Annotated in this window: 25 protein-coding genes; 8 read left to right on the top strand and 17 right to left on the bottom strand. The window is 68.9% G+C overall.

Going from position 1 to position 24,516, the window contains the following annotated elements; translation table 11 throughout:
* Nucleotides 1–88 precede the first annotated feature (88 nt).
* The gene (locus tag ACWDU4_RS14860) at nt 89–1,000 is read left to right on the top strand and encodes an aminotransferase class IV (RefSeq protein ID WP_450114664.1); all 912 of its coding nucleotides are present in this window, start codon (nt 89–91) and stop codon (nt 998–1,000) included.
* A 131-nt stretch (nt 1,001–1,131) separates the two neighbouring features.
* Nucleotides 1,132–2,007 carry an alpha/beta fold hydrolase gene (locus ACWDU4_RS14865; protein ID WP_450114665.1) on the top strand — a complete coding sequence of 292 codons (876 nt, stop codon included), beginning with the start codon at nt 1,132–1,134 and terminating at the stop codon, nt 2,005–2,007.
* 9 nt (nt 2,008–2,016) lie between these two features.
* Here the strand turns inward: ACWDU4_RS14865 and ACWDU4_RS14870 are convergent, their stop codons facing one another.
* Both ACWDU4_RS14870 and ACWDU4_RS14875 read right to left on the bottom strand, forming a co-directional pair.
* Nucleotides 2,017–2,790 (bottom strand): site-2 protease family protein, encoded by a 774-nt coding sequence (locus ACWDU4_RS14870; protein WP_450114666.1) that lies wholly within the window; start codon nt 2,788–2,790, stop codon nt 2,017–2,019.
* A 115-nt stretch (nt 2,791–2,905) separates the two neighbouring features.
* On the bottom strand, nt 2,906–3,634 hold the full coding sequence (locus tag ACWDU4_RS14875; protein ID WP_450114667.1) for a hypothetical protein: 729 nt from the start codon (nt 3,632–3,634) through the stop codon (nt 2,906–2,908).
* Nucleotides 3,635–3,760: 126 nt separating this feature from the next.
* Here ACWDU4_RS14875 and ACWDU4_RS14880 point away from each other — a divergent pair, with 126 nt between their 5' ends.
* From ACWDU4_RS14880 to ACWDU4_RS14890, 3 genes are all read left to right on the top strand, one after another.
* Entirely contained in the window at nt 3,761–4,261 is a 501-nt protein-coding gene (locus ACWDU4_RS14880; RefSeq protein WP_450114668.1) for a hypothetical protein, read from the top strand.
* A gap of 94 nt (nt 4,262–4,355) precedes the next feature.
* Nucleotides 4,356–4,667: a hypothetical protein gene (locus ACWDU4_RS14885; protein WP_450114669.1), complete on the top strand. Its 312-nt coding sequence runs from the start codon at nt 4,356–4,358 to the stop codon at nt 4,665–4,667.
* Nucleotides 4,668–4,787: 120 nt separating this feature from the next.
* The gene (locus tag ACWDU4_RS14890; RefSeq protein ID WP_450114670.1) at nt 4,788–6,077 is read left to right on the top strand and encodes an adenylosuccinate synthase; all 1,290 of its coding nucleotides are present in this window, start codon (nt 4,788–4,790) and stop codon (nt 6,075–6,077) included.
* Nucleotides 6,078–6,110: 33 nt separating this feature from the next.
* Here ACWDU4_RS14890 and ACWDU4_RS14895 read toward each other — a convergent pair whose 3' ends face one another.
* The 3 genes from ACWDU4_RS14895 to ACWDU4_RS14905 are packed head-to-tail and all read right to left on the bottom strand — an operon-like array spanning nt 6,111 to nt 10,017.
* Nucleotides 6,111–6,653: a DUF305 domain-containing protein gene (locus ACWDU4_RS14895; RefSeq protein ID WP_450114671.1), complete on the bottom strand. Its 543-nt coding sequence runs from the start codon at nt 6,651–6,653 to the stop codon at nt 6,111–6,113.
* 38 nt (nt 6,654–6,691) lie between these two features.
* Complete coding sequence (locus ACWDU4_RS14900; protein WP_450114672.1) at nt 6,692–8,218, bottom strand: LVIVD repeat-containing protein; 1,527 nt, start codon at nt 8,216–8,218, stop codon at nt 6,692–6,694.
* A gap of 20 nt (nt 8,219–8,238) precedes the next feature.
* The gene (locus tag ACWDU4_RS14905; RefSeq protein WP_450114673.1) at nt 8,239–10,017 is read right to left on the bottom strand and encodes an alpha/beta fold hydrolase; all 1,779 of its coding nucleotides are present in this window, start codon (nt 10,015–10,017) and stop codon (nt 8,239–8,241) included.
* A gap of 44 nt (nt 10,018–10,061) precedes the next feature.
* On the opposite strand from ACWDU4_RS14905, the gene ACWDU4_RS14910 reads away from it, so the two are divergent.
* Entirely contained in the window at nt 10,062–10,703 is a 642-nt protein-coding gene (locus tag ACWDU4_RS14910; RefSeq protein ID WP_450114674.1) for a TetR/AcrR family transcriptional regulator, read from the top strand.
* 21 nt (nt 10,704–10,724) lie between these two features.
* On the opposite strand, the gene ACWDU4_RS14915 is transcribed toward ACWDU4_RS14910, so the two are convergent.
* Together ACWDU4_RS14915 and ACWDU4_RS14920 are read right to left on the bottom strand one after the other, a co-directional pair.
* Complete coding sequence (locus tag ACWDU4_RS14915; protein WP_450114675.1) at nt 10,725–11,258, bottom strand: methylated-DNA--[protein]-cysteine S-methyltransferase; 534 nt, start codon at nt 11,256–11,258, stop codon at nt 10,725–10,727.
* A 55-nt stretch (nt 11,259–11,313) separates the two neighbouring features.
* Nucleotides 11,314–11,541 (bottom strand): hypothetical protein, encoded by a 228-nt coding sequence (locus ACWDU4_RS14920; protein ID WP_450114676.1) that lies wholly within the window; start codon nt 11,539–11,541, stop codon nt 11,314–11,316.
* 85 nt (nt 11,542–11,626) lie between these two features.
* Between ACWDU4_RS14920 and yczR the strand changes: the two genes are divergently transcribed.
* Nucleotides 11,627–13,105, top strand: coding sequence for a MocR-like transcription factor YczR (gene yczR, locus ACWDU4_RS14925; protein ID WP_450114677.1), 1,479 nt, complete (start codon nt 11,627–11,629; stop codon nt 13,103–13,105).
* Nucleotides 13,106–13,175: 70 nt separating this feature from the next.
* Here yczR and ACWDU4_RS14930 read toward each other — a convergent pair whose 3' ends face one another.
* From ACWDU4_RS14930 to ACWDU4_RS14950, 5 genes are all read right to left on the bottom strand, one after another.
* A complete protein-coding gene (locus ACWDU4_RS14930) occupies nt 13,176–13,895 on the bottom strand; it encodes an ABC transporter ATP-binding protein (protein ID WP_450114678.1) in 720 nt (239 codons plus the stop codon).
* Complete coding sequence (locus tag ACWDU4_RS14935) at nt 13,895–15,718, bottom strand: branched-chain amino acid ABC transporter ATP-binding protein/permease (RefSeq protein ID WP_450114679.1); 1,824 nt, start codon at nt 15,716–15,718, stop codon at nt 13,895–13,897. The genes ACWDU4_RS14930 and ACWDU4_RS14935 overlap by 1 nt, the downstream gene beginning before the upstream one ends.
* 2 nt (nt 15,719–15,720) lie before the next feature.
* Entirely contained in the window at nt 15,721–16,578 is an 858-nt protein-coding gene (locus ACWDU4_RS14940) for a branched-chain amino acid ABC transporter permease (RefSeq protein WP_450114680.1), read from the bottom strand.
* A gap of 46 nt (nt 16,579–16,624) precedes the next feature.
* Nucleotides 16,625–17,842 (bottom strand): ABC transporter substrate-binding protein, encoded by a 1,218-nt coding sequence (locus tag ACWDU4_RS14945; RefSeq protein WP_450114681.1) that lies wholly within the window; start codon nt 17,840–17,842, stop codon nt 16,625–16,627.
* 194 nt (nt 17,843–18,036) lie between these two features.
* Entirely contained in the window at nt 18,037–18,288 is a 252-nt protein-coding gene (locus ACWDU4_RS14950) for a hypothetical protein (protein ID WP_450114682.1), read from the bottom strand.
* A 151-nt stretch (nt 18,289–18,439) separates the two neighbouring features.
* On the opposite strand from ACWDU4_RS14950, the gene ACWDU4_RS14955 reads away from it, so the two are divergent.
* Nucleotides 18,440–19,144 carry a PadR family transcriptional regulator gene (locus tag ACWDU4_RS14955; RefSeq protein ID WP_450114683.1) on the top strand — a complete coding sequence of 235 codons (705 nt, stop codon included), beginning with the start codon at nt 18,440–18,442 and terminating at the stop codon, nt 19,142–19,144.
* A gap of 27 nt (nt 19,145–19,171) precedes the next feature.
* Here ACWDU4_RS14955 and ACWDU4_RS14960 read toward each other — a convergent pair whose 3' ends face one another.
* The 5 genes from ACWDU4_RS14960 to ACWDU4_RS14980 form a co-directional block, all read right to left on the bottom strand.
* Complete coding sequence (locus tag ACWDU4_RS14960) at nt 19,172–20,107, bottom strand: alpha/beta hydrolase (RefSeq protein WP_450114684.1); 936 nt, start codon at nt 20,105–20,107, stop codon at nt 19,172–19,174.
* A gap of 25 nt (nt 20,108–20,132) precedes the next feature.
* Nucleotides 20,133–20,924, bottom strand: coding sequence for an IclR family transcriptional regulator (locus tag ACWDU4_RS14965; RefSeq protein ID WP_450114685.1), 792 nt, complete (start codon nt 20,922–20,924; stop codon nt 20,133–20,135).
* Nucleotides 20,925–21,125: 201 nt separating this feature from the next.
* A complete protein-coding gene (gene bphC / locus ACWDU4_RS14970; protein ID WP_450114686.1) occupies nt 21,126–22,058 on the bottom strand; it encodes a biphenyl-2,3-diol 1,2-dioxygenase in 933 nt (310 codons plus the stop codon).
* A gap of 44 nt (nt 22,059–22,102) precedes the next feature.
* Entirely contained in the window at nt 22,103–23,284 is a 1,182-nt protein-coding gene (locus ACWDU4_RS14975; protein WP_450114687.1) for an acyl-CoA dehydrogenase family protein, read from the bottom strand.
* A 40-nt stretch (nt 23,285–23,324) separates the two neighbouring features.
* Nucleotides 23,325–24,500, bottom strand: a complete 1,176-nt coding sequence (locus tag ACWDU4_RS14980; protein ID WP_450114688.1) for a Rieske 2Fe-2S domain-containing protein — start codon at nt 24,498–24,500, stop codon at nt 23,325–23,327.
* Nucleotides 24,501–24,516: the final 16 nt, after the last annotated feature.

Raw genomic sequence — 24,516 nt, forward strand, 5'->3', positions numbered from 1 at the left:
TGCCGCTCGGGGCGGCCCGGGTGCGGGATGCGGCGCCGCGCCGGAATTCGCTTCCCGCGCGGGGGTGCGCTCGCTAGCATTCCCCGCCATGGCTACCCCACATCCTCGCGTGTACTTCGGTGACCGGATCGTCGACGCCTCGGAGGCGGCCCTGGGCGTGGCGACGTCGGCGCTGCTCTACGGCCTGAGCGTGTACACCGTCTTCCCGGTGCACGTGGACGGGGACCGGCGCACCGCGTTCCGGCTGCCCGACCACTTCCGGCGCATGGTCGAGTCCTGCAAGATCATCGGGATGGACGGGTTCGCCGCCGACTGGGACTACGACCGGTTCGTGTCGGCGGCAACCGAACTCGTCGCGGAGAACGCACCCACCGGGGACGTGTTCGTGCGGGCGAGCGTGCACGTCGACGAGCCCATCCCCGGCACGCGGGTCCGGGGCTGCCACACCACCGTCAGCATGTTCGTCTACGACGCCGTCCCGATCGTGCCGCAGAACGGCATGCGCCTGAAGACCAGTCAGTGGCGCCGCATCCCGGATTCGGCGATCCCGTCCCGCGCGAAGGTCAACGGCGCGTACGTGAACTCCGTACTCGCCAAGCAGGACGCCATCGACGCCGGCTACGACGACGCGGTCTTCCTCGACGGCAACGGGCACGTGTGCGAGGTCAGCGCCGCCAACATCTTCCTGGTCCGCGGCGGCACCCTGATCACCCCGGACCCGTCCTGCGACATCCTCGACGGCATCAACCGGCGTACCCTGCTCACCCTCGCCGCCGAGGACGGCATCCCGGTCGTCGAGCGCACCGTCGACCTCACCGAGCTGTACATCGCCGACGAGGTGTTCGTCACCGGCACCTCCGCCGGCGTCGCCCCCGTCCTCGAGGTCGACGGTCGCGTCGTCGGCACCGGCCGGCCGGGCGCGATCGGCGAGGCGCTGCGCAAGCGGCACGCCGCCGCCCTGCGCACCGACACCCTGCACGGCTGGGTCACCGAGCTGTAGGCAGCTCCGTCCCCCGCAAGCGGGAGGTGCACCCAGCCCGTGCGCACTTTTGGTGGTGGGAGCCACCAGAAGTGCGCACAGGTGGCGCAGCCGCCTGCGACGGATCGGGGTGGACGAAGTAACTTCGGATGATGAGCATCGTCAACGAGTCGGCCCCGAAATGGTTCGTCGACGCCCTCGCCGCCCCGGTCGAGACCGGCCACGTCACCGTTGCAGGCGCGTCGATCGCCTACCGCGCCTGGGGTGAGGAGAACCGGCCCGGCATCGTGCTGGTGCACGGCGGCATGGCACATTCGCGCTGGTGGGATCACGTCGCGCCGCAACTCGCGGTCGGTCGTCGCGTCGTCGCACTGGACCTGTCCGGCCACGGCGACAGCGACCACCGGCAGGACTACACCCTCGACCTCTGGGCGGAAGAGGTGCTCGCGGTGGCAGTCGCGGGCGGGATCACCGGGCGCCCCACACTCATCGGCCACAGCATGGGCGGGATCGTCTCGTACCACGCGTCGACCCGCTACGGCGATCGACTCGACGGGGTCATGATCCTCGACTCCCCGATCCGCGATCTCACACCCGAGGAACAGGAGATGCGCAGCCAGCGGCTGACCGCGAAGACGAAGGTCTACCCCAGCGTCGACGCCGCCGTGGCCCGGTTCCGGTTGGTGCCGCCGCAGGACACCGCCGAGCCGTACGTCTTCGACCACATCGCCCGGACCTCGTTGAAGGAGGTCGACGGCGGCTGGAGCTGGAAGTTCGACGGCAGCCGGATCGGCAAGGGCGGACGCAGCAGCCTCGACGGAACCACCGCCGGATGCCGTGTCGCCTACTTCCGCAGCGAGAACGGCATCATCACCCACGAACTGCTCGACCAGATGCGCCCCATGTTCGGGCCGGACGCGTTGGTGGTGGAGCTGCCCGCAGCCGGACACCACCCGGTGTTCGACCAGCCCGTCGCGGTGGTCACGGCCGCGCGGATCGTCCTCGACGCCTGGAGCCGATCCGCCTGACAGGTGCGGTCACAACCAGAAGCGCATCAGGTAGTTGCCGTACTGGGCCCACACACCCGGCACCCCGGACAGCTCGAACAGTCCGTAGACGGCGTCGAAGAAGACCCGGTTGATCGACGGCACGAACAGCAGCGCGATCAACGCCAGCATGCCAAGGCCCTTGTACTGCTCGAGGGCGTGGCGGGTCTTCGGCGACAGTGACGGCTCCAGTGCGGCATAGCCGTCCAGCCCCGGGATCGGGACCAGGTTCAGCACCGTCGCCATCACCTGCAGGAACGCGAGGAAGCTGAGTCCCCACCAGAACACCGGGTGGCTCTCGGTGTCGGCGAACAACCTGATCACGGTCAGCAGCAGCACCGCGGCGAGCGCATTCACCGCCGGCCCCGCCAGCGAAATCCGGCGGGCCGCCCCGGGCGGCAGCAGGTCGGTGCGCAGGTACACCGCCCCACCGGGCAGGCCGATGCCGCCGAGCGCGATGAACAGCACCGGCAAACCGATCGAGAGCAGCGGATGGCTGTACTTGAGCGGGTTCAGCGTCAGGTAGCCGCGGGCCGCGACCTCGTGGTCGCCGTACCGCCACGCCGTGTACGCATGGCCGAACTCGTGCAGGCAGACGGTGACCACCCAGCCTGCGACGACGAGCAGGAACACCCCGACACTCGCGGCCGTCGACTTCGGTGCCGCGCGCCACGCCACCACTCCGCCCGCGACCGCGACGGCCAGCACCGCCAGGAACACCGGGCTGGGCCGGACCCGCGCACGGCGGGTGTCGGGAAACGTCATGACCCCAGTATCGCCGCGGCGCCGACGGCACCGCCGTCAGCCGTGGATCGACGGCACCGCCGTCAGCTGCGGATCGACGGCACCGCCGTCAGCGGACCAATCGACGGCACCGCCGTCAGCGGACCAGCAGCCACTCCCGGGTGTCCCGATAGAAGCTGCACCGCTTGAGCGCGCGCGGGGTGGTGACGCCGTCCCGGGTCACGACCGCGCCGACCGCGCCGAGCTGCACCGCCCGGGCGGGCAGCCAGTGCTGCCGCAGCAGGCGTTTGCCCGCGCTCGCCCGCACCCCGGGCAGTTCGACGGTCGGGGTCACGCGCAGCACCGGGATCTCCCCGGAGAACACGCGTTCCGAATCGGCGTACGCCTCGCCGACGAGCGCGCCGCCGTCGGGCCCGGTGATCGTCGCCTCGCCGACGAGCGCGGTGCCCGAGTCGTCGCGGATCAACGGCAACGCGGCCGCCGCGCCGTCCAACGCCAGGCGCGCCGCCCGCTCGCCGGTGGGCAGCCCGTACAACCGGGTGCCGGGGGTTCGCTCGGCGGCGACGTACGCAACCTCGACCTGCAGTCGCTCGCTGCGCATCAGCCGGGTCAGCGTCGCGGCGAGGGCGCCGTCGTTCCCGACGACGACGAGCCGGGCATCCGGGTCGTCGTCGAGAACCGGTAGCAGAGCGTCGAAGTCGGGCTTGGCGGGGACGGCCGGTGCGGCCGTGAATGGCAGCGACGCCAGGGGCGCGGGCACCGCCGGATCACCACATGCGAGTACGTGAAGGGTCAAGGTCAGCTCCGGTCGGTCCGCGGCGTCGGTCGCCCCCGACGATACGAACGCCGCCGCGACGGTCTCCATCCGGTGGTCCGATGGTTGCCGAATTGCCGGTGTGTTCGAGACCTGGCGGTTCTATCCTGATAGGTGCGGCCGGACCCCTTGCCACAGCGGCAGACCGGCTGCAACAGCCGACAATCGGAGCATCCGATGCTGACCACCGACGCGACCCGCCGCTCTCCCACCCGTGTCACCCGGTTCTGCCGATCCGGGCTCACCTCGGTGGTGAGCGAGATGCGAAGAGGCGGCACCGCCGAATCCTCGGCGGACCTGCGTGCCGCCGAGGATCTGCTCGAACTGGGCATCGGGCAGATGTCCACGCCCACCACCGCTCTCAGTCACCCGTTCCAGGTTCAGCCGGCGATCGGCTCCCACGTCGTGCATGCCGACGTCGAGCGGTCCACCGTCGAACCGGACGTGGTGCACGTCACCGCGGACCTGCCCGCCGACTCGCCGCCGGGGCCGGTGCGGGTGGTGTGGTTCAACATGCTCTCCCTGGTCGGCGGGACCGCAACCGTGGAACCGCGGCCGGGTCCGGAGGGGACGTACCGGGTGGACGGTGCCGTCCGCTCGGGTCCCGGGGTGGTGATCGCAGGCATCGTGCCCGGCGACAACGACGGACGACCCGGGTTCGCGTTGGTCGCCGAGTGACCGTGTCCGCGCCGGGCGGTCGAACGTTCGGTGCCCCCAGATCGTGAGAATCAGTGTGTGACCCAACCGGACGACCCATCCGAGGTGAGATCCGATGACAGCCGTCAGCGTCACCATGGTCAACACGACGAACGAGGAACTGGTCCTCGACCCGGAGGAATCGGCTCAGGCCGACGACGTGCCAGGCGCCCCATCGCGGATCGCCGCGCACGGGACGGGCAGGTTCCGGATGAACGCCTGTATCAGCTATCTGCTCGGCGGTGACCCGGACCGCCCGATCTATGTGCAGCCCGACGGGGCGGTGTGGGCGCCGCCGACCTGCGTCGTGCGGTCCGCCACCGACGAGGCGGGGTTGGCCGTCCAGGTCAGTCCGGCGCCGTGGCTGCACGAACACTCCGCGGCCTGAACCCGGATGTGATGCGCGCGTCCCGAACCCGCTGGGCTAAACTGTCGTCCCGGCCACTGTCCACGGACGGCTGGCCTCTGCGCTGAGATGCGCAGATGTCTGTCGACTCTAGGAGACGTCATGCCGGCAATCGTCCTCATCGGAGCCCAGTGGGGCGACGAGGGTAAGGGCAAAGCTACCGATCTACTGGGCGGCAGCCTGCAGTGGGTCGTGCGGTACCAGGGTGGCAACAACGCCGGCCACACCGTGGTCCTGCCGAACGGCGACAAGTTCGCGCTGCACCTGATTCCGTCCGGCATCCTCACCCCGGGCGTGACGAACGTGATCGGCAACGGTGTCGTCGTGGACCCGGGAGTGCTGCTCGAGGAACTCGCAGGTCTGGAGGAGCGGGGCGTCGACACCTCGAAGCTGCTGCTCTCGGCCGACGCGCACCTGATCATGCCGTACCACGTGGCCATCGACAAGGTCACCGAGCGCTACCTCGGCGCCAGGAAGATCGGCACCACCGGCCGCGGAATCGGCCCCTGCTACCAGGACAAGATCGCCCGCGTCGGTGTCCGTGCCGCCGACGTGCTCGACGAGAAGATCCTCACCCAGAAGGTCGAGGCCGCACTGGAATTCAAGAACCAGGTGCTGGCGAAGATCTACAACCGGAAGGCCCTCGACCCACAGCAGGTCGTCGAGGAGGTGCTGACGCAGGCGGAGGGCTTCAAGCACCGGATCACCGACACCCGGCTCGAGCTGAACCGTGCCCTCGAGCGTGGCGAGACGGTGTTGCTGGAGGGATCGCAGGGCACCCTGCTCGACGTCGACCACGGCACCTACCCGTACGTGACCTCCTCGAACCCGACCTCGGGTGGCGCCGCCGTCGGCTCCGGCATCGGCCCGACGCGGATCACCACGGTGCTCGGCATCCTCAAGGCGTACACCACCCGCGTCGGCTCCGGTCCGTTCCCGACCGAGCTGTTCGACAACCACGGCGAGTACCTGGCCAAGCAGGGCGGCGAGGTCGGCGTGACCACCGGCCGCGCCCGCCGCACCGGCTGGTTCGACGCGGTGATCGCCCGCTACGCGACCCGCGTCAACGGCATCACCGACTACTTCCTCACCAAGCTCGACGTGCTCTCCACCCTGGACACGGTGCCGATCTGCGTCGCCTACGACGTGGACGGGGTCCGCTACGACGAGATGCCGATGTCGCAGACCGAGATCCACCACGCCAAGCCGATCTACGAGGAGATGCCGGGCTGGTGGGAGGACATCTCGCACTGCCGCACCTTCGAGGAGCTGCCGGTCAACGCGCAGAACTACGTGCTGCGGCTCGAGGAGCTCTCCGGTGCGCGCATCTCCTGCATCGGTGTCGGCCCCGGTCGTGACGAGACGATCGTCCGGCACGACGTGCTCGCCTGATCGACCGACCCGGTCGTCGCGTCGGTGTGGCCGTCAGGGGTACGGCAACACCGACGCGGCGCGCGCGTTCAACGACACGGTCATCAGGGTGAGCTCCTGACGCTGGTCCTCGATCATCGCCACCGCCCGGGTACGTACGGCGGGGAGGTCCGTGGTCCGCGCAGTCTCCGCCGCCATCTCGATTCCGCCCTGATGGTGGCGGATCATCAGTTGTAGGAACAGCACGTCGCGCTCGACTCCGGCGGAGCCGGCGAGGCGGGTCAGCTCCTCGCCGGTGGCCATGCCGCCCGTTCCCTCGTGCCGGTGGCCGTCGGACTCCGGAGACTGCGGTGTTCCGGCCAGCTCCAGCCAGCCTGTCAGGGTTCCGATCTCGCGCCACTGCGCAGACCGGATCTGTTCGGCGAGTGCTCGTACGTCGGGTGCGGCCTCCGGGCCGAGCATCTGCACCATCGTGATCGCCTGCTGGTGGTGCGCCGACATCTGTTGGGCGAACGCGGCGTCCTCCTCGCCGAGCACGGGCAGCGGTGTCGGCTCCGGTTCGTCGCCACCGACGGCGACGCCGACGGCGAATCCCACTGCGGAGCACAGTACTGCTGCGACGATCGCCCGGGCACTCATCGCGGGTAGACCGCGCGATCCAGTTCCAACGCCATGAACCCGTTGTCCATGCAGGCGACGTAGAGCAGGTTGCCGTGGAACTCGGGCGGGGACAGACACCAGTCGGCCGACAGGTCGGCACCCACCAACCGGCTCTGGTCGTTGACGATCCCGTCGGTACCCGTCTGGCCCTGGATGACGGCCCGGGCCGTCGCCAGGGTGCCGATCATCGGCGGACCGAGGATGGCGCCGAGCGTCGCGTGCAGCGAGTTCGGCAGCTCACGATGCCGCCCCGTCTGGGCGGGTGGGTTGAAGTACGCGATCTCCCGGAAACGGTCCGGGTCGCGCACGTCGAACACTCGGATGCCCGACTGGATCCAGCTGCACGCCAACGTGGTCGGATCGTCGACCCGGTCCACCGAACAGTAGTGGGCGTCGTATCCGAACAGGCCGTTGCCCGCGGCGCTCGCCGCCCAACGATCCTGATGCTCAGGAAGATTGATCGCGAGTTTGGCACTGGTGCGCCACCTCGGGGTGGCCGGGTCCGCGATGTCGAACAGCTTGACCCCGCCGGATCCTCCCTCGTCGACGGCGAACAGGTGCGGCCGGCCGTCGTAGGTGACGTGGATGCTGTGCTGACTGATCTGCCCGTCGGTCCAGAACTTCTGCCCGAGATGGGGGAGCGGATGGCCGATCACGGTCCGGGGTGCGCGGTTCTGCACCGCGGAGACGTCGATCACGGACAGGCCCGCCAGGTTCGACAGGAACATCGTGTTGCCGTCCGGTGTGAACCCCATCCCGTGCGCGGCGACCCCGGTGAGCCCGCCCCATACGACCATGGGCTGTGCGGGGTCGGTCAGATCGACGGCGCTGACCCACCCCGGTGCGATGCCGGACGCCCAGTAGGTGTTGCCGTCCGGCGAGAACGCCCCCTCATGGGTGGTGATCGCGATCGGCATGTTCGGCAGCGACCCGGTCGTGGTGTTCAGCAGCCTCGGGTGGGCGCAGTCCTGGGAGATGTCGTACACGGAGATGAATCCCCCGCCTTCGATCAACCCGACACCGGTGCCCACCAGCAGCCCGCGTCCTTCGTGCACTTTGAGCGATTCCCACGTGCCGCCGAGCATCGCGGGTTCCGTGAGCACGGCCGTGCGGCGTGGAGCGGTCGGATCGCTCACGTCGACGACGTGCACGCCCGCGTCGGGGCCGAGCAGATTGGTCGGGAACGTCGACGCGATGTACGAGCAGTGCCGGTAGCTGGGGCTGACCGGCCCGGCGCCAACGCCCTGGTACTGCCCGACGAGGTCGATGTTGCAGCCGTAGCCTTCGCGGCTGCGGCCGGATACCCGGTCGGCGAGCGGAACCTCGCCCTGGATGCCGGTCTCGACAGGGTCCCCGGGGCGGCAGGTCGCGGGGTCGACCGCTGTCGGCCACACACCGGTGAAGTCGTCGAATCCTTCCGGCGGTGCCGCGTGTACCGGCGTCGCCCCCAGGACGGCGATCGCCAACGCCATCGCGGACACGATACGGGTCGCCCGGAACATGGTGTGCCTCCTGGTTCGGATCATCGGGCTGCCTCGGCGACCGATGCGGGCGTGGCGAGGTCGCGGAGGGCGGCTGTCACCACGTCCGGCCGTTCGAGCGGTGCGCAGTGCCCGCTGTCGACCTCGTGCAGTTCGAGTAGGGCGGGCAGCCGTTCGGCGATGTACCGGGACCGGGGGAGTGGGGCGATCCGGTCGTGCCGCCCGGCGATCACGACCGTCGGCACCGTGACTGCCGCTGGGTCGAGGCTGTCGACCAGGTCGACCAGCATCGTCCCGTAGCCGCGTCGGCCACGGGCGGGAGTAGCTCCGATGACGCGGTCGAGCCGGCGCCCGACGGTGGCGTCCGCACCCGCGGCGACGGAGACACGGGCCACCAGCTGTCGGCGGAGCGGAATCCGTTCGGGCAGGGGAAGGCCGGCAAGGGGTGCGGCCACGTGTGCGACCCGGCGGCGGGTGCCGCTCAACACATGCGGGCCTCGAAGGAACCGCACGTGGTCGAGGATCTCGCCGGGCGTGGTGTTGACCAGGGCGACTGCGTGGGTCTTCGCGGAGACGTCCTCCGGATAGCGCGCCGCCCAGTGCATGACGGCGATGCCGCCCATGGAATGCCCTGCGACGATGGCGGTCTCGCCGTCGGGAACGGTGGCTGCGAGCACCGCGTGCAGGTCGGCGGCCAGATGGTCCAGGCTGTAGTGTCCGTGCTTCGGCGCCTCGCTGCGTCCGTGGCCGCGGTGGTCGTAGGCGACCACCCGGAAGTCGTCGGCCAGGTCGCGAATCTGGTTGTGCCAGAACTCGGTCGAGCACAGGACGCCGTGGGCCAGGACGACGGTCGGTCCGGTGTCGTTGCCGTGGATCTCGGTGTGCAGGCGGGTTCCGTCGGCGCTACGGATCGACAGCACCTCGTACGGAGTCGCGCCGGTGTGGGGAAGGTCGGCCGAGCGTGCCGCTGTCACGGCTTTGCGCGCCTGCGGCACCAGGCGCAGTGTTCGTGGCAGCCGCGGGAGCACGGTGCGGGAGACGGCGGCGACGGCCGTGAACGCCAGGTGGTGTCCGCGGGTCCACCGAAGCCCGAACAGCTCCCGGAGTTCGGGTGTCAGCAGCCCGGCGGTGACCAGGGTGAGGACCGCCCCCGCGATCGGACGGACGGTGTGGTTCCACAGGACCGGCAGCCGCAGCACCGGAATCGGGGGTGGTGACGGCGAGCCGGCCACGGCGAGCACCTGATCGGTGACGTCGGAGCGTTCGAGGCGGGACGCGGTCATCTCGCCGAACCAGGCCAGGAAGCTCGGCCAGTCGGCGGGCATGTCCCGTTCGCGGATCCCGTACATCCGGCCGACCCGACGCATCTCGAGGTAGAACTGCTCGGCCTCGCCCGGTCGCCAGCCACGGCCCAGCACCCGCTGCTGGACGTGAACGCCGTGGACCAGGCTGGCATGCACCCAGTGGAACGCCTCGGCGTCGAGCGAACTCCATCGTCTGCCGTCGGGACCGCGGCCTTTGATGTCGCGGTGCCGTTCCCTGAGCGCCCGCGCCGCGGCCAGCGCATCCTCGCGGCCGTAGACGACCCCCATGATCATGTCGAGGGTGCGCTGCGCACGTCCGTAGGGGTCGGTCGCGAACACCGAGAACTCGCGGACACCGGTCGCGACGGTCGGGTGGGCGACGTCGACGAGCAGTCGGTGGGTCGCACCGAGGACGAAGGTCAGGTCGCCGAACACCGACCAGGCGACCGAATCGGGGCCGAGTGGTGCTGTGTCGCTCGGGATCTCACGGTCAGTGGCGGCCGATCCTGCTGTCATGCGACTATTGATAGCATAATAGTCGCATGGTCGATACTGGTCGCGTGACTCGTCCCGGTGCCTCGCTTCCCCGTCTGTTCGAGCGTGCGATCGGGCATGCGGGATCGCCGGAACCGTCGGAGTTGGAGGACGTCGCCGTGTACGACGCCGCGCTCGGAGTACTCGCCGAGCAGGGCACGCGGGCGGCCACGATGGACGATGTCGCCGCGCGGTCCGGAATCAGCCGCGCCACCCTGTTCCGCCGATTCGGTGGCAAGGATTCGCTGTTCGAGGCGGCCGTGGCCCACGCGTTGCGGGCCTTCCTCGACCGGATCACCGACACGTTCACGTCAGTCACCGACCCGACGGAGCGGATCGCGGAGGCATTCCTGGCCTGTCTGCGGTTGCGGCGGCGCTTCGTGGTGCGTGGGGTCGACCGTGGCGGGGAGTTGCTGGCGATGCTGTCGACCGGAACCCCGTCCGCGCTCGAGATCGGACATCGATTCATCGCGGCCCGCATCGTCGCGGCCCAGCAGGAAGGCCGGCTGCCCGGCGGCGACGCCAACCTGCGTGCCGAGGCGGTCATCCGGGTGACGTTGGGCTATCTGCTGGTACCGAGCACCCACCTGGACCTCGACGACGACGCGGCCGCCCGGGATCTGGCGCGGCGGGTCATTGCGCCACTCGTCACGGGCGCGATGACCTGACCGCTCCGGTTCGACCGCGGATCAGAACAGGGTGGGGTCGTCGAAGCCGGGGGTGTGCTCGGCGGCGAGCAGGGCGCGTTTGGTGATCGTGCCGCCGGCCGCGGAGAACCCGCCCACCGCCCCGTGCGCGGCGAGCACCCGGTGGCACGGCACCAGGATCGGAATCGGGTTGCGTCCCAACGCCTGCCCGACGGCCTGCGCGGCGCCGGGGCTGCCGATCGCGGCCGCGACCTCCCCGTAGGTCATGGTGCGGCCGGGGCCGATGGTGCGGGTGACGGCGTAGACCCGGCGGTCGAAGTCGGGGACGGCGGCCAGGTCGACGTCGACGTCTGCGAGCGGGTCCGGCTCGCCGGCGAGGAGCGCGGTGATGCCGGTGACGGCCCGGCGGGCGGGAGCGTCGGGTTCGTCCGGAGTCGCGTCGGGGAAGCAGTCGCAGAGGCGGGCGACGGTGGCCGTGTCGGAACCCTCCGGCAGCTGTACCCCGACCACACCGGTCTCGCGCCACACCACGGCGCAGCGGCCCAGGGCGCTGTCGAAGAGCGCATAGCGGGTCACCGGTCCAGTATGCGGCTCGGGTCCGACAGGTCCAGTTGTCGACAACTGGACTGGTTCAGTGTCGGGCAGCGACACGGGAGGCGGGTGCCTCCCGGTGCGAGCGGGCGGCGTCGAGGTCGCGGACGGCGCGGTCCGCGTCTCGGTCCTCCGGAATCCGTCCCACCAGCGGAGCGGCCGGTGCGAACTGGTCGATCCGGAAGACGTTGCGGCCGCGGCGGCGCGCGATCTGGCACCCGCAGGCGAGGAGGGTCAGGACTGCGACGAAGGTGAGTGCGGGCAACATGCGTCCACTCTGCGCCGCAACTGGTCTTGAAAGACAGGTCCAGTTTGCGAATACTGGCTCTCATGACGCGACACGGAGGTTTCCCATGCGGGTGATCGGCGCGAGCTCCCTGGCCCGCGACCTCGGCCGGTGGCAGTCCGACGAGACGGTGGGCCGGACCGGGCGCCGCCCCGCCTACCGCGCCCTCGCCGACGCGATCCGGCTGCTGGTCGCCGACGGCCGGATCCCGCTGGGGGTCGCGCTGCCCAGCGAGCGGGACCTGTCCGCCGCCCTCGCCCTCAGCCGCACCACGATCACCTCCGCATACGCGGTGCTGCGCGAGGACGGCTACCTGGCGAGCAGGCAGGGCTCGCGCAGCACCGTTGCGATGCCGGACGGCGCGGCCTCGCCGCGCACCGGCCGGGTCGCACCGCCGCGGGGCGGCCCGGCGCCGGGCCGGGTCCTCGACCTGACCTGCGCCGCGATGTCCGCGCCCGCAGACGCGATCCGCGACGCCTACGCCGCGGCCCTCGACCGGCTCCCCGGACAGCTCGGCACCCACGGCCTCGAACCACACGGGCTGCCCTCGTTGCGGGAGGCGGTCGCGCAGCGCTACCGGGACCGCGGCGTCCCCACCGATCCCGAGCAGATCATGATCACCACGGGTGCCCAGCAGGCGTTGGTGCTGCTCCTGGGGCTGCTCACCGGGCCGGGGGAGCGGGTACTGATCGACCATCCGACCTACACCAACGCCATCGAAGCGATCGTCCGGCGCGGGGCGCGACCGGTTCCGGTGCCTCTGCTGCTCGAGGCTCGGGGCTGGGACCTCGACGGTCTGCGCACCGCGGCCCGTCAGACCGCGGCGAAACTCGCGTATCTCGTCCCGGACTTCCACAATCCCACCGGGTTCTGCCTGGACGACGCGGGCCGCGCCGAGCTGGTGCGGATCGCGGGTGACACCCGGATGACGCTCGTGATCGACGAGACGATGACCGATCTCGGCCTGGACGCCCCGACGCCGACGCCGGTGGCGCGGTTCGCGATCGGGGCTCGCGCCGACGTCGTCACCATCGGATCGATGTCCAAGGCGTTCTGGCCCGGGCTGCGGATCGGCTGGATCCGGGCGGACGCGTCGACGATCAACGGGCTGCTCGCCGTCCGTGCCGCCCTCGACCTGGGGACCGCGGTGCTCGAGCAGCTCGCCGCCGCGGAACTGCTCTCCGAGCCGGACCGGGTGCTGCCGGCGCGACGACACCGGCTGTACGGGCAGCGGGCGGCGCTGCTCGACGCGCTGGCCGCCGAGCTGCCCGACTGGCGCTGCGATCCCGGCCCGGGCGGGATGGCGCTGTGGGTGCAGATGCCGCAACCGCTGTCCACGGCGGTCGCCGCGACCGCGCCCGCGCACGGCGTGCAGCTGGCCGCGGGGCCGCGGTTCGGTGTGGAGGGCGCCTTCGAGCGGTACCTCCGGTTGCCGTACGCCCTGGACGAAGGCGAACTGCGGGTCGCGGTTCGAGGTGTCGCCGCGGCCTACCACGCGCTCAGCGGCGGGGCCCGAGTCGCCGCCGCGGTCCCCGTCGTCGTGTGACGGGGCGCGCGGGCTCACGGGTCGCCATCGAATGCGTGACGACCCGTGAGCTCCCCGCCGGTGTTGTCGGTCAGACGCGACCGAAGTACGCGTCCTTGAGGACCGCGATGTCGTCGATGTCCGATGCCGGTGCGTCCATGACGACCTTGCCGATGTCGAGGACGGTGACGTGATCGGCGACGCTCATCGCCGCCTCGACCGCCTGCTCGACGAGGAGGACGGCCAGGCCGGTCTCCTTGAGCAGCTGGACGCGTTCCATGACCTCGTTGACGATGACCGGGGCCAGACCTCCGGACGGTTCGTCGAGAAGCAGCAGCGTCGGGTTGGCCATCAGGGCCGCGCCGATCGCCAGCATCTGCTGCTGGCCGCCGGACATGGAGCCCGCCAACAGGTTCCGCTTCTCTCCGAGGATCGGGAACATCTCGTAGATACGGTCCACGTCGGCCCGGAGGGCGCTGCGACGCTTCTTGCGGGTGTAGCCGCCGAGCAGCAGGTTCTGCTCGATGGTCTGCTTGTGGAAGACCCGCTTGCCCTCCTGCACGTAGGCCATGCCGCGACGCACCCGCTGGTGGGCGGACACTCCGGAGATGTCCTGGCCGTCCATCTCGATGCTGCCGGAGTGGATCTTGTTCAGGCCGGAGATGGCGCGCAGGGTGCTCGTCTTGCCTGCACCGTTGCGTCCGAGCAGTGCGGTGACCTGGCCCGGGAAGACGTCGAACGAGACGTCCCACACCACCCGCAGGTCCCCGTAGCCGGACTGCAGATTCCGTACGCTCAGAACCGGTTCCATCACTTCACCTTCTCCAGCTCCACCGCGGCTCCGCCGTCGGGGTCGATGCCGAGGTACTCGCTGAGCACTCGCGGGTGATGCTCGATCTCCTCGGGCGGACCGGACGCGATGACCTGACCCTGCGCCAGCACGACGATGGTGTCGGCGAGCGAGAGCACCAGGCGGAAGTTGTGTTCCACCAACAGGACGGTGGCGCCGGCGTCGCGCAGCGCCCGGATGAGGACAGCGAGCCGGACGAGCTCGTCCTCGTCCATGCCGGAGGCGATCTCGTCGAGCAGCAGCACCCGGGGCTCCGCGATCACGGCACGCGCGACCTCGAGCATGCGCCGCATACCGAGGGGCAGTGAAGTCGCGACCTCGCCCTTCAGGTGCGACATCCCGACGAGTTCGAGGACCCGCTCGGCCTCGTCGACGTCCGCCTTCGAAACCTTCCGGAAGCTCGGCAGTCTCAGCACGGCCGAGAGCATCGAGGCGCGGTCGGTCATGTACCGGCCCGACGCGACCGCCTCGAGGACAGTGACGTTCTCGGGGATGTTCGGGGTCTGGAACGTGCGCGCCACGCCCTCACGGGCGACCTTGTGCGGAGCGAACGTCTGGACCTCGGTGTCTCCGATGACGATGCGACCCGCGTCCGCGGTGTAGAAGCCGCAGATCATGTTCAGCATCGTCGTCTTGCCGGAACCGTTGGGGCCGATCAGCGCGGTGACCTGGCCTGCTTCGGCGCGAAGCGTCGCCGACTCGAGGGCCTGGTTGCCGCCGAACGCCTTCGAGATGCCGTCGACCTCGAGCGTGGATCCGGCGATCGGCGCCACGACGGGCACCTCGTTCGGATCCCGCGGTGCCCCCCGCTCCGCCACCCCGATGCCGGCCTTGCGGTCGAGCCTGGCCGCCAGATTCCGGAACACCTTGGTGAGGCCGCCCGAGAGCAGCACGCCACCGAGGATGAGGAAGCCGCCGTAGAAGATCAGCGAGTATTCCTGGAACGCGGTCGACTGGTTGGGGCCGAACTGCATGACGGCCGCGCCGATCACCGCGCCGTAGACACTCGCCGACCCACCGAGGATCGACGCCGCCAGCACCGCGGTCGCGAACGTGAACCCGAACGCCTCGGGGGAGATGAACAGGTCGGTGTTCGCGAACAACGCACCCGCGAGTCCGGCGGGCAGGGCGCCGATCGCATATCCGAGCAGCTTCATCCGGTACACCGACACGCCCTGCGACTGGGCGAGGACCGGCGACTGCTTGAGCGTGCGGAACGCGATGCCGTGGCGGGAGACCACGAGATTCCGCATCACCACGAACCACAGGATCGTGACCGCGACGACGACGTAGTAGAAGTCCTTGTCGACGTCCTGCCCGAACAGCGTCGGAGGCTCCATGCCGGACAGGCCGTTACGGCCGCCGGTCTTGCCGCCGAAGATCGCGAGGATGTCGGGCACCAGCAGGATCAGGAAGAACGACGTCATCGCGAGCGACCAACTGCCCAGTCGCAGACCGGGAACGCCGGTCACGATGCCCACCACCAGTGCAACCGCACCCGCGGCCACCAGTTGCAGCAGGATCTCGGTGTGCCCGGCCTGCGACATCAGACCGGCCGTGTACGCACCGGCCGCGTACATCGCGGCCTGACCGAGCGCGAGTTCACCCGCGTACCCGAGGCTCAGGTTGAGGCCACTGACCACCAGGGCCAGGATGCACGCGAGCTGGAGCTGACGCGTGTTGGTCGCGTCCAAACCGAGGATCGGCGCGAGGAACACCACGGCGCCGAAGACGAGCGCGAAGATCCAACTGGGGATTGCGCGGAGAGTCCGCCAGATCTGCATGGCTACACCACCCGTTCTTTCACCGTGCCGAACAAGCCGGCCGGTTTCACCATCAGGATGACGATCAGCACCAGGAACACCGCGATGTTGCTGTACTGGCTACCCGCCCACAGCGCCGTGAACGACTCGACCAGGCCCACGGTCAGGCCGCCGATCAGCGCACCCGGCAGTGACCCGAACCCGCCGATCGCGAGTGCCACGAACCCCTTCAGCGCCAGCGCGGCACCCAGCGTCGCAACCGCAAAGGTCTTGGGGCCCACGAACAGTCCCAGCACACCGGCGAGCGCGCCGGAGAAAGCGAACGCGCCCATCGCGATGCGGCGCACGTTCACACCGCGAAGCATCGCGGCCTCGCGGTCCTCCGAGACGCCCATCAGAGCCAGTCCCGTCATGGTCCGCTTGCTCAGCTGACCCAGCACGATCACCAGCACGATCGACAGCACCAGCAGGGCGATCTCGACCGGGTAGGTGCGCCCACCGAGGAGAGTGATGGGGTCGTTGGAGCCGAAGAACGGAACCGTCAACGGTTCACTGCCCCAGATCAACTGCGTCGCACCGTTGAGCAGCGTCGCCACACCCAGTGTCGTGACGAGTTGGTTCTGATGGTCCGCGACCGGTCTGATCGCCACCACTTCCTCGATCGCCGCGAGGATCATGACGGTCACGGTGGCCATGACGGCGACCACCAGGACGGGCAGTTTCAGCGTCACCAGACCCGTGTATGCGACGAACGTGCCGACCATCATCAACTGCGCCTGAGCGAAGTTGAACGTGTTCGACGAGACGAACACGATGTTGTACCCGATCGCGACGAGCACGTAGACAGCGCCGAGGGCGAGCCCCGACCACAGAATCGTCACCGCGAGTACCTCTTCCGCGTCGAACGGGGAACGACGATCCTCGAACTCATGCCTGCGGGTTTCCGAACTGACCGTTGACCACCTTGGTGGGCGCGATGAACTTCATCTCGTCCTGCGCCGGGTTCGGGCCGTGGTTGTCGGCGGTGAAGTTGTAGCGCGACAGGAAGGCGGTCTTGGCGCTCTCCTGGACCTCTTCGGTCTCGAGTGCCTCGGCGAGCTTCTCGGCGTCGGTCGTGGTGCCCGCCTTCTCGGCTGCGGCGGCGACGAGCGGGAACGCGTCGTAGTTGTCGGCGATGATCAGGGTCGACGAGATCGTGCCGAGCGAGGCCATCGTGTCGACCATCTGGTTCACGGCCGCGTTGTCCGGGTCGTAGACGGTGCTCGTGAAGACCTGCGAGACAAGGTTCTTCACCTCCGGCGTGCCGAGGACGCCGTTGGGCGGCTCGTTGGCGACGAGGCTGGTGCTTGAGACCGAGGTGTTGCCGATCAGCGGGACGTCCCAGCCCAGTCGCTGCATGCTCTGCAGGACGTAGCCCAGCGGTGCGCCGTACGCGTCGAGCGCGATGGCCTTGGCGCCGGCGTTCTTGAGCGACTGCAGCTGCGCGGTCATGTCCAGCGCGGTGGCTTCGTACTCCTCGTTACCGGCCTGCTTCAGGCCCGCCTTCTCCAGCGCCGAAGTCATCTCCTCGCCGAACAGCTCGCCGTACGCGGTGCTGCCGTGGATGACGCCGATGTTGTCGTAGCCCTTCTCCTTCGCGTGGCCGACGATGCCGCGAGCGTTGTCGGTGGCACCGGGAGCGAGGTCGAAGTTGAGCGGGAACTTCGACGGGTCCGTCGAATCCGGCGTGGGTGCGACGTTGAACGAGAGGATGTCGTTCTGCTTGAGGATCGGCAGCACGGCGGCGCCCACGGAGGACGGACCGGAGTTGAGGACCAGGTCGGGCTTCTGCTTGTTGATGGCCTCGCGCACCTTGGTGACCGCGATGGTGGCGTCACCGGCATCGTCGACGACGGTCAGCTCGATCTGGCGACCGCCGATGCCGCCGGCCTGGTTCTGCACCTCGACACCGGCCTTGGTCGCCAGGATCGACGTCTGCGCGTTGGCCGCGAGCACGCCCTGCGCGCTGATGCCGCCGGTGACGAGGACGCGGTACGGCTGATCGGCACCGCCGGACTCGGCGGAGTCGGCACTGCCGCACCCCGCGAGAGTCAGAACGGACGCTGCAGCAACCGCTGCGACGACAACTGGACGCCGATTTCCCATGACTGCCCTCCTAGGACACCCGAAAAACGCCGAACCAAGCATTTGCTTGGTTCGGTTGGATATGTTGTGCCAGGACGGAAGCGATCCTCTGACCGGTTCCGCCTCCCGGCTGTGACGCAAGCTGATTTATCGAACGCTCGCTCAGGCGGCAGCGTATTTGCGAGACGCGAGGGGCGTCAACAGGACTCGCCGGTTCACTCGAGGCGACCGGGGACCGGGTAGCTGCGCAGGGACATGCCGATCTGCCCGGACAGGATCAGTTCGTCGATCGTCTCCTGCAGCCTGCGGCACGTGGGGACACAGGCGCGCCCGTTCGCGGTTCGTGACTCGGCGAATTCGGGACACGCGCTGTCAGCGTCCTCGAGCCACTGGATGCTGGTGTGTGCCTCGCTGTACTTCTCGACGAGGACGCGGTTGCTGCAGCTGTTGCAGCGGACGCTTTCCATGATCGGACCTCCCTGGTTCGATTCGTGACGGTAGTCACAGTTCGGCGATTCACGCGCCTTCGATTCCGTGGAGTGGGACAAGTTCTCCCGGTGAGCGGGTCGAAGTCGCCGAGCCGCCGGCGGCACCGACCTGGGCTGTTAGTCTTCGGTCATGTCCGAGACCGATTCCGCCGCACCGGCTGCCGACGACGGCTACCCGTCGCTGCCCGCCACCAGTTGGGCGGTTCTCGGCATGCTGACGTACGGCGAGGGGCTCACCGGATACGACCTCAAGAAGTGGGCGGACTGGAGCATCGGCTACTTCTACTGGAGTCCGTCGATCAGTCAGATCTACGCCGAGCTGAAGAAGCTCGAGAAGCTCGGTCTGGTCGAGTCGGAGATGGTCTCGGAGCCGGGCGAGCGCGGCCGGCGGATCTACCGCATCACGGCACGGGGGACGCGTGCGGTGCGGAACTGGTCACGCGATTCGCCGGTGGAGCAGCCCGTGCTCAAACACGGTCTGATGCTGCGGTTGTGGATGGGGCACCTGAACGAGCCCGAGCAGCTCAAGGCTCTGGTCCGGTCGCACATCGAGAACATGGAGTCGATGCGCGAGCAGGCGAAACTGCACGGCGACCACGCGACGCGTGAACCGTCCTGGGCGTTCTCGAAGATGAGCCTGATCTGGGCGGAGCGCTACTTCCAGGCGGAGATGGACCTGGCCCGGCAGATCCTCGACGACATCGACGATGCCGCCGAGACGTACTCCCGGGTGCGGGAGCGTGACGAACTGGGCAACCCGATCCCAGAGGTGGCCGGGTCCTGGCGTGATGTCGAGGATTTCGTCCAGGGCCTCGAGCGGCGCGAGCGGAACTGACCGCCCAGCACCACTCGAGGCGGGCAATCACCGACCGTCGGCGCCCAGCACGTCGGTCAGGTCCTCCCACAACTGTTTTCGCGCCACCTGCGTGACCGACAGTGCTGCGACCGTCATGAACCCGTGGAACAGGTCGTCGTACCGACGATGGGTGGTGGGTACACCCTCTGACGTGAGCCGCGCGGCGTAGGCGTCGCCCTCCGAGCAGAGCGGATCGCGACCGGCGGTGACGATGACGGCGGGGGGCAGTCCGGCGAGGGTCTCGGCGCGGGCGGGGGAGACCAGCGGGCTGTCGGCGCCGCCCGGCGCGTACTGCTTCCAGTACCACTGCATCGCCGCGCGGGTGTTGAAGTGGGCCTCCGCATAGGTGCGGTACGAGTCGGTGTCGAAATCGTCGTCGATGACCGGGTACAGCAGGGCCTGCGCGGCGAGCGCCGGACCGCCACGATCACGCGCGGCCAGCGCGACGGTGGCGGCGAGGTTGCCGCCGGCGCTGTCGCCCGCGACGACCAGCCGGGACGGATCCCCGTCCAGTGCCGCACAGTTCGCCTTCGTCCACATCAGTGCGGCATATACGTCCTCGAGTGCCGCCGGCGCCGGGTGCTCCGGTGCGAGGCGATAGTCGACGGACACCACGACGGCGCCCACGCCGTTCGACAGGGCGCGACACAGGCCGTCGTGGGTGTCCAAGTCGCAGAAGACGAATCCGCCGCCGTGTGCGAACACGACCACCGGACGCGGTTCGGTGGCTTCGGCTTCGGGCTGGTAGACACGGGCCGGGATCGGCCCAGCGGGTCCGTCGATGTCGATGTTCCGGACCGATGCCACCGGTTCGGGGTTCGGGACCGGCTGGAGACGGGCCCGGATCGCGGCCCGCGCCTGGGAGCCGGTCATCTGCTCGACGCGCGGGAATCCGGTGTCGAGGATCTCGAGCATCGACTGGACCTCGGGGTCGATCGGCATGGTGTTCCTCGATCGGTTGGGGTGGTCAGGCGGACCGCACGCGCTGGCGGAGCGCGGCGGTGGGCAGGCTCTGGAGCCGGTTGCGGTGCGTGATCGGTGCCGCGCCGCTGCTGTGCCCGTTGAGTGTCTGCAGGATCGCGTTGGCGGCCATCCGAACCGGGGCGGTGTGACGGTGATCGAACTTGAGGTGGCTGGAGGGGCCGCAGATCGACAGGGCTGCGACCACATCCCCCGCCAGGCCGATGGGGACGGCGATGACGCTGATGCCGCCGGCGATCTGGCTGACCTCGTACGCGACACCGACCTCCCGAACCTTGCGGAGTTCGGGGGTGAACCCGGCGAGGTCGTCGGTGCGGCTCGGGGTGAAGGCGAGCAGGGCCTTGCCGATCGCGGAGCTGCGCGCCGGGTAGCGGCTGCCGACCCGGGTCGGCAACTCGGTCGCGAGTCGGCCGCCGATCTTGTCGAGGTAGAGCACGTCGTTGCCGGCCAGGACGCCGAGATGTACGACGTACCCGGTGACGCGGTGGAGTTCCTGCACGATGGGTCTGGCCGCGGCATGCAGGCGGTTCTGGTGCACCGCGAGCGAGCCGAGCTCCATCAGTCGGGTGCCGAGCTCGTAGTCGCTGCCCTCGCGGCGTAGCCACCGCATCTCGACGAAGCGTTCGAGCATTCGATGCGCCGACGACCGCGGCAGGCCGGTCCTCTCGACGACTTGGGCAAGGGTGAGCCGGCCGGGGCCGTCGAAGGTGTCCAGGACGAGTGAAACCCGTTCGAGGATCGAGGTCGGGGTGGCGTCCGCGGTGGTTGCTGCGGTCATCGATGTCTCCCTCACTTCTGTCGAACATCGCTGCTATACCCACCTGACATGGGTATTTCGATTAGAAATAATGACACAGGTTCGACGATTTGTGAAGTGGATCACCTGCGCTCGGGAAATGCCGAAAGGGGGAACCCTCCGTCCGCGGCAGGACGGGGGGTTCCCCCTGGTGGGAGAGAGTGCGGTTGTGGATGCGGTTCGCTACATCGCGGCGAGCGGTTCGCTGCCGGACCAGTCGTGGCCCCAGTAGCTGTCGGCGGTGATCTCCTCGGCCGTGTAGAAGGTCTCGTCGACCAACTTGCCGTCGGTGCCGAACTCGATGTCCCAGCCGCCGGGTGCGCGGACGTAGAAGGACACCATCTTGTCGTTCGTGTGGCGGCCCAGCGTCGACGACACCGAGAAGCCGTCCTTCACGACACGATCGAGTGCCTGGCCGACGGCGTCGAGCGTGTCGACCTCCACCATGAGGTGGATCAGGCCGGGGGCGCCACCGTGCGGTGCCGGGATCAGCGCGAGGCTGTGATGACGCTGGTTCACGCCGAGGAAGCGCAGGCGCACCGGGCCGAACTCCGGGGGAGCCGGCAGACGGAACGCGCCGCGCGGCAGGAAGCCCAGGACCTCGGTGTAGAACTCGAACGTGCCGTTCACATCGGTCACCGGCAGCACGACGTGGCCGAGACCCTGCGCCCCCGTCACGAACTTCGCGCCGAACGGGGTGACGACCGGACTGTGATCGAGGACGGGGCCGTGGAAGACCTCGAGCGTTGCGCCACTGGGGTCTTCGAAGGTCACGACCTCCTCGACGCGGCGGGCGTCCGCCTCCTCGACCGAGAGCGGCTTGACCGCAACGCCGGCGGCCTCGACGGCAGCCTGGACGCGGACCAGTGCGGCGTGGTCACGAACCTCCCAGCCGACGGTGACGACGCGGTCGTCGTCCCCCGGCACGACCACGATGCGTGCGCTGCGCTCGTCCAGGCGCAGGTACAGGGCGTTCTCGTCCGGTCCGGTGCCCTCGGCGAAGCCGAGGACGTCGAATGCGAACGTGCGCCAGCGCTCGATGTCGTTGGTCTGGATCTTCACGTAGCCCAGGCCGCGGACGTCTGTTCCGAAGCCGCCGACATTGGGGTTGGTCATCCGTTGTCTCCGTACTTGATTCGAGTTGTGTTGGATCCGGTGGATCAGATCATCGCCCGGAGCGGACCCTGCGGGTCCACGCCCAGGCCGCTCAGGGTCGCGGCATGGTAGACGGTGCCCGGGACGTGGATCGCGTGGTGCAGACCGGCGTGCGCGTCACGCCAGAAGCGCTGCATCGGCTTGTCCATACGCAGTGCGTTGCCACCGCAGCGCGCGTATACCTGGTCCATCGCGGTGACGGCCTGCCAGGCCGCGTTGACCTGGGTCTCGCGGCCGGCCGCGCGCTGCTCAAAGGTCGGGGTCTTCCCTGCGTCGACGAGGTCCCACATGCGATCGACGTTGGCCAGCAGTGAATCCCGGGCCGACCGCAGCTTCGCGGCGGCCTCGCCGATCGCGAACATCGTGTACGGGTCGTCCTTGACGGCGGTGCCCTGCGGGTTGATCCGCTCACGCTGGTACTCGTTGGCGTGATGCAGCAGACCTTCACAGATGCCGATCGTGGCCGAGGTGATGCCGAGCGGGAACATGGTGGACCACGGCATCAGGTACACGGTCTCGGTGCGGCCGTACTTGCGGACGGCGGTGCCGTCGATGACCTCGTCACAGTCCATGACCCGGTAATCGGGCACGAACGCGTCCTTGACGACGACGTCCTTCGACCCGGTGCCACGCAGGCCCATCACGTCCCACGAGTCCTCGATGATCTCGTAGTCGGTGCGGGGAATGATCACGTGCAGCATGCGGGGCGGCATCTCCATGCTGCCGTCCGGGTTGCACGCCATCGCGCCGAGGAACGCCCAGTCGCAGTGATCGGTACCCGAGGAGAACGACCACTTGCCGGAGAACTTGTAGCCGCCGTCGACGGGAACACACATGCCGCCGGGCATGTACGGGGAAGCGAGCCAGGTGTCCTGGTCCTCGCCCCAGACTTCCTGCTGCACCTTGGGATCGGCGAACGCAAGCTGCCACGGGTGCACACCGACGATGCCGTGCACCCAGCCGGCCGACGGGTTCAGCGACGCCATCCGCATGACGGTTTCTGCAAACTCGCGGGGGTGGACCTCGAGGCCGCCGTGCTCCTTGGGCTGGAGCATCCGGATCGAGCCGGCCTCCTTCATGCGCTTGGCGGTCGCGTCGGCGACCTTGCCGATGCGCTCGGCCTCGACACCCTCGACGAAGATGTCGTCGGCGGCCGCCTCGATGCGGGCCAGTACTTCGTAGCTCATGCTGTGATTCCTTCTGAATGTGTGCTGCTGCGGTCGTTGGTCAAGAGGTCGCCGCGGAACCTTCGGCCTGCTTCGCGAGGTTCTCCGTGACTTCCTTCTGCCAACTCGCGATCGCCCGGGTGGTATCGATTTCGAACTCGAAACGCTTGGTCATGTCCTCGGTGACGTTCTCGACGTCCGTGTAGAACTGCTGGTACCAGCGGCGCAGCTGGTACACCGGGCCGTCCTCCTCGGACAGCAGCGGGTTGTCGATGGGGGCCTTGTTCTTCCAGATCTCGACATCCTGCTCGAAGCCCATCTCCACGCCCTCGGCAAACTGCGCGGCCATACCGGCCGCCTCCTCATCCGACAGGCCCGGCAGCTTCTTGACGATCGCGCCGTACTGCAGCACGAACTCGTTGTTCGACACCGGGTAGTGGCAGTTGATGAGGACCGTCTCGATGGTCACGCCGTTCGCGTCCGATTCGAGCCAGTCGATCATGTACGAGGGGCCGAAGTACGTTGCCTCCGAGCGCAGCTCGGCGTTCGGGTCGTCGTAGTTGGTGCCGGAGATGACGTCCTCGCGACCGGTCGAGTGCATGTACTGGGTCGCGGTGTGGCCCTCGAAGACGTTCTTGAAGTAGCGCGGGAACGAGTAGTGGATGTAGAAGAAGTGCGCCATGTCCACGACGTTGTCCACGATCTCGCGGCAGTGCGAACCCTTGATGCGCAGGGTCTTCCAGCTCCAGTCCGTCCACTCGTCGCTTCCGTAGCCTGCGATCTCGGGAATCGTCACGTCGGCAGGCGGGGGGTTGCCCTGCGGGTCGTTCCACACGTACAGCTGGCCGTTGCGCTCCAGCGTCGTCCACGCACGGGTCCTCGCCAGCGGGGGCACGCGGCGGGCATACGGGATGTCCGTGCACTTGCCGTTACCGCCCCAGCGCCAGTCGTGGAACGGGCACGCGATCGAGTCGCCCTTGACCTCGCCCCGGCTCAGATCGCCACCCATGTGCCGGCAGTACGCGTCGAGGACGTTGAGCTTGCCGTTGCTGTCGGCGAACACGACGAGCTTGGTGCCGAAGGCCTCGATCGGATGAGGCTTCCCGTCCTGGAAGTCCCGGAGGAGTCCGATGCAGTGCCAACCGCGGGCGAACCGCGCGGGGGCGGCCGCGGCCTCGATCTCGCGGATCTCGTTCTGGTCGGCCGAGCCGTTCGTGGAAGTGGTGTCGAGTGACATGGGGGTCCTCCGTGCC

The sequence above is a fragment of the Rhodococcus sp. NPDC003348 genome (assembly GCF_053589375.1).

Coding starts and splice junctions, on each gene's coding strand:
- ACWDU4_RS14860 (WP_450114664.1), top strand. CDS start 89: ATGGCTACCCCACATCCTCGCGTGTACTTCGGTGACCGGATCGTCGAC.
- ACWDU4_RS14865 (WP_450114665.1), top strand. CDS start 1,132: ATGAGCATCGTCAACGAGTCGGCCCCGAAATGGTTCGTCGACGCCCTC.
- ACWDU4_RS14870 (WP_450114666.1), bottom strand. CDS start 2,790: ATGACGTTTCCCGACACCCGCCGTGCGCGGGTCCGGCCCAGCCCGGTG.
- ACWDU4_RS14875 (WP_450114667.1), bottom strand. CDS start 3,634: ATGGAGACCGTCGCGGCGGCGTTCGTATCGTCGGGGGCGACCGACGCC.
- ACWDU4_RS14880 (WP_450114668.1), top strand. CDS start 3,761: ATGCTGACCACCGACGCGACCCGCCGCTCTCCCACCCGTGTCACCCGG.
- ACWDU4_RS14885 (WP_450114669.1), top strand. CDS start 4,356: ATGACAGCCGTCAGCGTCACCATGGTCAACACGACGAACGAGGAACTG.
- ACWDU4_RS14890 (WP_450114670.1), top strand. CDS start 4,788: ATGCCGGCAATCGTCCTCATCGGAGCCCAGTGGGGCGACGAGGGTAAG.
- ACWDU4_RS14900 (WP_450114672.1), bottom strand. CDS start 8,218: ATGTTCCGGGCGACCCGTATCGTGTCCGCGATGGCGTTGGCGATCGCC.
- ACWDU4_RS14905 (WP_450114673.1), bottom strand. CDS start 10,017: ATGACAGCAGGATCGGCCGCCACTGACCGTGAGATCCCGAGCGACACA.
- ACWDU4_RS14920 (WP_450114676.1), bottom strand. CDS start 11,541: ATGTTGCCCGCACTCACCTTCGTCGCAGTCCTGACCCTCCTCGCCTGC.
- yczR (WP_450114677.1), top strand. CDS start 11,627: ATGCGGGTGATCGGCGCGAGCTCCCTGGCCCGCGACCTCGGCCGGTGG.
- ACWDU4_RS14930 (WP_450114678.1), bottom strand. CDS start 13,895: ATGGAACCGGTTCTGAGCGTACGGAATCTGCAGTCCGGCTACGGGGAC.
- ACWDU4_RS14935 (WP_450114679.1), bottom strand. CDS start 15,718: ATGCAGATCTGGCGGACTCTCCGCGCAATCCCCAGTTGGATCTTCGCG.
- ACWDU4_RS14945 (WP_450114681.1), bottom strand. CDS start 17,842: ATGGGAAATCGGCGTCCAGTTGTCGTCGCAGCGGTTGCTGCAGCGTCC.
- ACWDU4_RS14950 (WP_450114682.1), bottom strand. CDS start 18,288: ATGGAAAGCGTCCGCTGCAACAGCTGCAGCAACCGCGTCCTCGTCGAG.
- ACWDU4_RS14955 (WP_450114683.1), top strand. CDS start 18,440: ATGTCCGAGACCGATTCCGCCGCACCGGCTGCCGACGACGGCTACCCG.
- ACWDU4_RS14960 (WP_450114684.1), bottom strand. CDS start 20,107: ATGCCGATCGACCCCGAGGTCCAGTCGATGCTCGAGATCCTCGACACC.
- ACWDU4_RS14965 (WP_450114685.1), bottom strand. CDS start 20,924: ATGACCGCAGCAACCACCGCGGACGCCACCCCGACCTCGATCCTCGAA.
- bphC (WP_450114686.1), bottom strand. CDS start 22,058: ATGACCAACCCCAATGTCGGCGGCTTCGGAACAGACGTCCGCGGCCTG.
- ACWDU4_RS14975 (WP_450114687.1), bottom strand. CDS start 23,284: ATGAGCTACGAAGTACTGGCCCGCATCGAGGCGGCCGCCGACGACATC.
- ACWDU4_RS14980 (WP_450114688.1), bottom strand. CDS start 24,500: ATGTCACTCGACACCACTTCCACGAACGGCTCGGCCGACCAGAACGAG.